General features: G+C 72.7%; 5 protein-coding genes. 1 reads left to right on the top strand and 4 read right to left on the bottom strand.

Going from position 1 to position 5,580, the window contains the following annotated elements:
• Positions 1–159: 159 nt before the first annotated feature.
• Genes HGA02_RS09020 through HGA02_RS21430 form a run of 4 tightly spaced genes read right to left on the bottom strand, consistent with a single transcriptional unit; the run spans position 160 to position 4,618 of the window.
• On the bottom strand, positions 160–804 hold the full coding sequence (locus HGA02_RS09020) for a KpsF/GutQ family sugar-phosphate isomerase (RefSeq protein WP_168678728.1): 645 nt from the start codon (positions 802–804) through the stop codon (positions 160–162).
• A gap of 52 nt (positions 805–856) precedes the next feature.
• Complete coding sequence (locus HGA02_RS09015) at positions 857–2,461, bottom strand: sugar ABC transporter ATP-binding protein (protein WP_168678727.1); 1,605 nt, start codon at positions 2,459–2,461, stop codon at positions 857–859.
• Between the two features lies 1 nt (position 2,462).
• Positions 2,463–3,482: a substrate-binding domain-containing protein gene (locus HGA02_RS09010; protein WP_168678726.1), complete on the bottom strand. Its 1,020-nt coding sequence runs from the start codon at positions 3,480–3,482 to the stop codon at positions 2,463–2,465.
• 41 nt (positions 3,483–3,523) lie between these two features.
• Positions 3,524–4,618 carry an ABC transporter permease gene (locus HGA02_RS21430; RefSeq protein ID WP_210728356.1) on the bottom strand — a complete coding sequence of 365 codons (1,095 nt, stop codon included), beginning with the start codon at positions 4,616–4,618 and terminating at the stop codon, positions 3,524–3,526.
• Between the two features lie 110 nt (positions 4,619–4,728).
• On the opposite strand from HGA02_RS21430, the gene HGA02_RS20885 reads away from it, so the two are divergent.
• Positions 4,729–5,580 (top strand): SDR family NAD(P)-dependent oxidoreductase (locus tag HGA02_RS20885; protein ID WP_168678725.1); only part of this gene is annotated, 852 nt, incomplete at its 3' end.

Raw genomic sequence — 5,580 nt, 5'->3', positions numbered from 1 at the left:
CGAACGCCTCCCACCACGTCGCCGGGTCCTGCTCGCTGACCGGCGGCGACGTCGGCGGGTGCGGGCTGCGGCCCGACCCGAGCAGCCGGCCGGACTCGGCGTCGCGCAGCTCGACCGTGCAGGACTGCGTCGAGGAGTCGACGCCCGCGACGACGCCCATCAGGCCTCCGGACGCTCGGCGGCGAGCGACGGCAGCGCCTCGGGCAGCTCCTCGATGCGCCCGACGGCACCGGCCGGGTGCGTGAACAGCACCTGCTCCCAGCCGTAGCCGCGGATCTGCATGAGCACCGCGGCGAGCGCGTCGCCCCACGCGGCCGTCGCGAGCGTCGACCCCATCGCGATGACGCCGCCGGGGTCGACCTCGGGACCGGCGTCGACCACGGCCGTGAGGTCCGCGAGGGTCCCGAGCGTCGACGTGGGCGAGGCGGTCAACGCGATCACCGGCACGCCCCGCTGCTGCACGCGGCGGGACAGGTCGTTGAGCTCGTCCGACTCGCCGCCGCGCGAGATCGTGATGAGCAGGTCACCGGACACCACGGCACCCATCGTGCCGTGCAGCGCGTCCATGCCCGGCAGGAAGACCGCCGGGGTGCCGCACACCGACAGCAGGTGCGCCATGCGGCGCGCGACCGCGCCCGACGTGCCCGAGCCGGTGACGAACACCTTGCCCGTCACCCCGCCCACGAGCTCGACGGCCGCGACGAACGACTCGTCGAGCTGGTCGGCGACGTCCGCGACCCCCTGGCCCTCGCGCCGCACGATGTCCCGTGCGGTCTGGAGGGTCGCCGCAGCGCTCGTCGTCATGGGGGTGCTCTCTTCCGTCGGTGGTCCGTCGTACGTCATGAGGGGGCCAGGATCAGGCGGCGGCCCACGCCGCGAGGCGCAGCGCCTGGGGGGTGCGGTGCTCGGCGGGCACCTGCTCGCCGGTGCTGCGGCCGTGCGAGACGACGACGATGTCGTCGGCGACCTCGCAGATCTCCTCCTCCTCGGAGGAGACGAGCAGGACGGTGAGCCCGGCGTCGTGCGCGAGCGACCGGACGATGCGGTGGATCTCGGCCTTCACGCCGAGGTCGACGCCCTTGGTCGGCTCGTCGAGCAGCAGCACCTGCGGCCGCTGCGCGATGGCCCGCGCGAGCAGCACCTTCTGCTGGTTGCCGCCCGACAGGCTGACGACGGGTCCGTGCACGTCGCCGCGCACGCGCAGCTGACCGAGCAGGTCGTCGGCGTCGCGCAGCATGCGGCGCTTGTCGAGCAGGCCCGCGCGGCGGTATCGGCGCAGGACGGGCAGCGCGACGTTCATCGGGGAGTCGAGCTTCGGGACGATGCCGTCGCTCTTGCGCTCCTCGGTGACGTAGACGACGCCCGCGCGCTGGGCCCGCGCCGGGGTTCCCGGGCGGTAGGGGCGACCGTCGAGCAGCACGGATCCGCCCGTGACGGGCGCGAGCCCGACGAGCGCGCGCATGACCTCGGTGCGACCCGCGCCGACCAGGCCGTACAGGCCGAGGACACGGCCCGGCTCGGCGGTCAGCGAGACCCCGTGCACACCCGGGGCGTGCAGGTCGCGGACCTCCACGCGGGGGCCGCGTGACGCGTCGGGGAGCCAGCGGCGGACGTCGGCGACGGCCGCTGCCGCGTCGGCCTCGTCGGTCTCGACCTGCGCCGTGTGCGTCGCCTGCGTGGGGGCGTCGCCCGCGCGCAGGCGGTCGTCCATCTCCGCAGCCTCGTCGCCCGCGATCGCCGCGACGACGTCGTGCCGGCTGACCTCGTCGACGCGGGCGTCGATCCGGACGCGCCCGTCGACGAGCGCGACGACCCGGTTGCAGACCGCGTAGAGCTCGTCGAGCTTGTGGTCGACGAACACGATGCCGAGACCGCGTGCCGCGAGGGACCGGACCATGTCGAGCAGGCGCTCGACCTGCCCGCCCTCGAGGCTCGTCGTCGGCTCGTCGAGCAGCAGGTACTTCGCGTCGCGGTGCGTGGCGACCGCGATCTCGAGCATCTGCCGGGTCGCGACGGGGTAGTCGCCGAGCTTGCGGTCGACGTCCACGTCGAGCCCGAACGACTCGACGAGCTTCCGTGCCCCGGCGCGCATCTCGTCGCGGCGGAGCAGGCCGCCGCGCGAGCGCTCGTCGCCGAGGTAGACGTTCTGCGCGACGGTGAGGTTCGGCAGGAGCGAGAGCTCCTGGTAGACGGTCGCGATGCCCGCGGCGATGGCCGCAGCCGGGGAGTCGATCGTCGCGGCGTGGCCGTCGACGACGATCTGCCCGCCGTCGGGGGACGTCGCCCCCGCGATGGTCCGCAGGAGCGTCGACTTGCCCGCGCCGTTGTGGCCGACGAGCCCGACGACGTCCCCCGGCCGCACGTCGACCGAGACGCCGTGCAGCACCGACACACCCGAGTACCGCTTGATGATCCCTCGGACGCTCAGCCCTGCCGGCGTCCCGGTCGACGTCGTGGTCATGTCAGCCGACCTCGCCCGGCGCCGGCGTCTGGCCGACGGTGAAGAGCTTGAGCGACTGCAGGATCTCCGCCTCGGGCTCGGCGCCGTCGACCCACGCGCGGATCTGCTCGATCACCTGCTGGCCGTAGGCGTTGGGCTCCTGGGCGACGCACGCGGGGTACGCGTCGGTGAGCGTCTCCTCGGACGCGCAGAACCCGTAGACCTTGACCGCGCTGTTGGCGCCGAGGGCCTGGAGCGCGCCGTAGGCGGCCGGGCCGGTCGACGCGAAGATCACGTTGATGTCCGGGTTGCCGGAGAGCATCTCGGTGGTCGCGCGCAGGCTGTCGTCCGGCTTGACGTTGCCGTCGACCTTGGCGACGACGGACGCGTTCGGGTTGGCGGACAGCGCCTCCTCGAAGCCGGCGTCGCGCATCTGCGTCGGCGTCTCGTCGGGCTCGGTGACGAAGCCGACCTTGATCTCGGCGTCCGCACCCAGGTCGGCGAGGACCTGCTCGGCGGTCTGGCGGCCGCCCGCGGTGTTGTCCGCGCCCAGGTACTGCACGATGCTCGCGCCCTGCGACTCCAGCGCCTCGGGGTCGATGCCCACGTTGACGGTAAAGACGGGCACGCCCGCGTCGTTCGCGGCCTTGACGATCGCGGCGCCCGGCTCGGACTTGACCGCGTTGAGCGCCAGGGCGCACGGCTTCTTCTGCAGCATCGACTGCGCCTGCGCGAGCTGGTTGGCGTCGTCGTCGTCGGCGATCTGCACCTCGACCTCGAACCCGTTCGCCTCGGCCGCCTCCTCGAAGCCGGCCTTCATCGCGACGTAGTAGGGGTTGGTGAGGTTCGGCAGCGCGACCGCGACGAAGGGGGTCTCGTCGTCGCAGGACTCCGGGCGAGGGATCTCGCCGGACGCGGCGGTCGCCGCACCGGACGAGCCGCTGTTCGACGAGCCCGTGCCGGTGTCGACGGCACCGCACGCGCCGAGCACGAGGGTGGTGGCGGCCAGGCCGGCCGCGAGGGCGGGGATGCGAAGCTTCATCGCTCTGTCTCTCCTGGGGGTGGGTCGGGGTCGTGCCGGGTTCACCGGTGGTCGGGGGTGCCCGCGGTGACGGGGGTGGCGGAGGCCGCGGTCGTCGCGGGGGTGGCCGCTGCGTCGGTGCCGCTCGGAGGGCCGCCGCGGAGGTGGCGGCGGAACAGGTCGCTCAGCGACGACTGGCGGCGGTAGGTGTCGAGGATGACGCCGCCGAGGATGATGAGGCCGATGACGAGCGGCTGCCAGTACGACTGGACGCCGACGACGTTCATGCCGTTGGACACGGTCGCGATGAGGACGGCACCGAGCAGCGCGCCGGGCAGCGACCCGATGCCGCCGAACAGGCTGACGCCGCCGACGACCGCCGCGGCGATCGAGTAGAAGAGCTCGTTGCCCGAGCCGGCCGACGGGTAGCCGACCATGAGGCGCGACGTGACGATGAGGCCGCCCATGCCGGCGCACAGGCCGGAGACCGCGTAGACGAGCATCGTCACGCGACCGATCGGGATGCCGGACAGGCGCGACGTCTCGGCGTTGCCGCCGACCGCGTAGATGTGGACGCCGGTCGGCGTGAGCCGCAGCAGGATCGTGAAGACGACCGCGAACACCGCGACGAGGACGACGGGCATCGGGATGCCGAACAGCCCGCCGCGGCCGATGATCGCGAACATCGGGTCGGCGACGTTGACGGAGCTCGCGCCGGTGAGGATGAGCGGGATCGACGCCGCGACGCCGAACGCCGCGAACGTCACGATGAACGGCGGCAGCTTGAGGTAGTGGATGAGGGCGCCGTTGATGACGCCGACGAACGCGCCGACCGCGAGCGCGGCGAGCGCCGCAGCCCACCACGGCAGGCCGTTGCGCATGAGGAGCGCGGCGACCATGCCGGTCAGGGCGACGTTCGAGCCGGTCGACAGGTCGATGCCGCCCGTGAGCAGCACGAACGCCTGCCCCATCGCGAGGAACGCGATGACCGTGCCGTTGAGCAGCAGCAGGTTGGCGTTGTCGAACGTGCGGAACGTCGGGGACATCAGGCTGAAGATCACCGCGACGAGCACGATCACCACGCCGATGCCGAGCTCCTCCGGGATCCGGCGGCGCTTCACCATGTCTGCCTCCTCGCAGCCTGTGTTATTGCTCATATGAGCATCGTGCGTTGCTCATCTGGCTTCGACACTACGTCGCGCATCTCGCCGGGATCAACTTGGCCAGATCACGATTGGGCAACGTTCGAGCGCGCTATGGTGCTCACATGAGCGAAGCAGAGGGGCGCGGCAACGGCGCCGACGACCGCGGGCTGATGGTCCTCGCGGCCCGGCGCTACTACGTCGACGACGTGTCGAAGGTGCAGATCGCCGACGAGCTCGGGCTGTCCCGGTTCAAGGTCGCGCGTCTGCTCGAGCACGCGAAGGCGACCGGCGTCGTCACGATCACGATCCACGCCGACGGGCTCCAGGACCCGACGCTAGGCGCCGCGCTGTCCGAGCACCTCGGGCTCGCCTCCGTGACCGTCGTGGAGACGAGCGGCGACGCCGACGCCGTCCGCCACCAGGTCGGCGAGGCCGCCGCGCAGATCCTCGGCGGGACCCTCCGCGAGGGCGAGGTGCTCGGGCTCGCGTGGGGCCGCACGCTCACCGCCATGAGCGCCGCGCTGCCGCCGCTCCCCCGCGTCGACGTCGTCCAGCTCACCGGCGCCATCGGCACCGATCTCGACGAGTCTCCCGTCGAGATCGTCCGCCGCGTCGCCCTCCGCTCAGGCGGCACCGCGCGCCCGATCTTCGCGCCGCTCGTCGTCGACGACGCCCGCACCGCCGACGCCCTGCGCCGCCAGCCCGACGTCGCCGCCGCGCTGCGCATGTTCGACTCCGTGACGACCGCCGTCGTGTCCGTCGGGTCGTGGGAGCCGCCGGACTCGCAGCTGCTGCGCACCATCAGCGATGCGGAGCGGACCTCCCTGCTCGAGGCCGGGGTGCGCGCCGAGGTGTCCGACGACGAGTGGCGGCGGTATTTCGAGGTCAACGTCCTCACGGCCGTCCGGCTCACGCGTGCCTACCTGCCCGGCATGACGTCGCGCGGGTGGGGGCGCGTGCTCATGATCGCGAGC

This window comes from Cellulomonas septica, from assembly GCF_012396155.1.
Lineage (GTDB): Bacteria > Actinomycetota > Actinomycetes > Actinomycetales > Cellulomonadaceae > Cellulomonas > Cellulomonas septica.
Note: the sequence above shows the minus strand (reverse complement) of the source record. Positions and strands in the feature narration are given on the sequence as shown.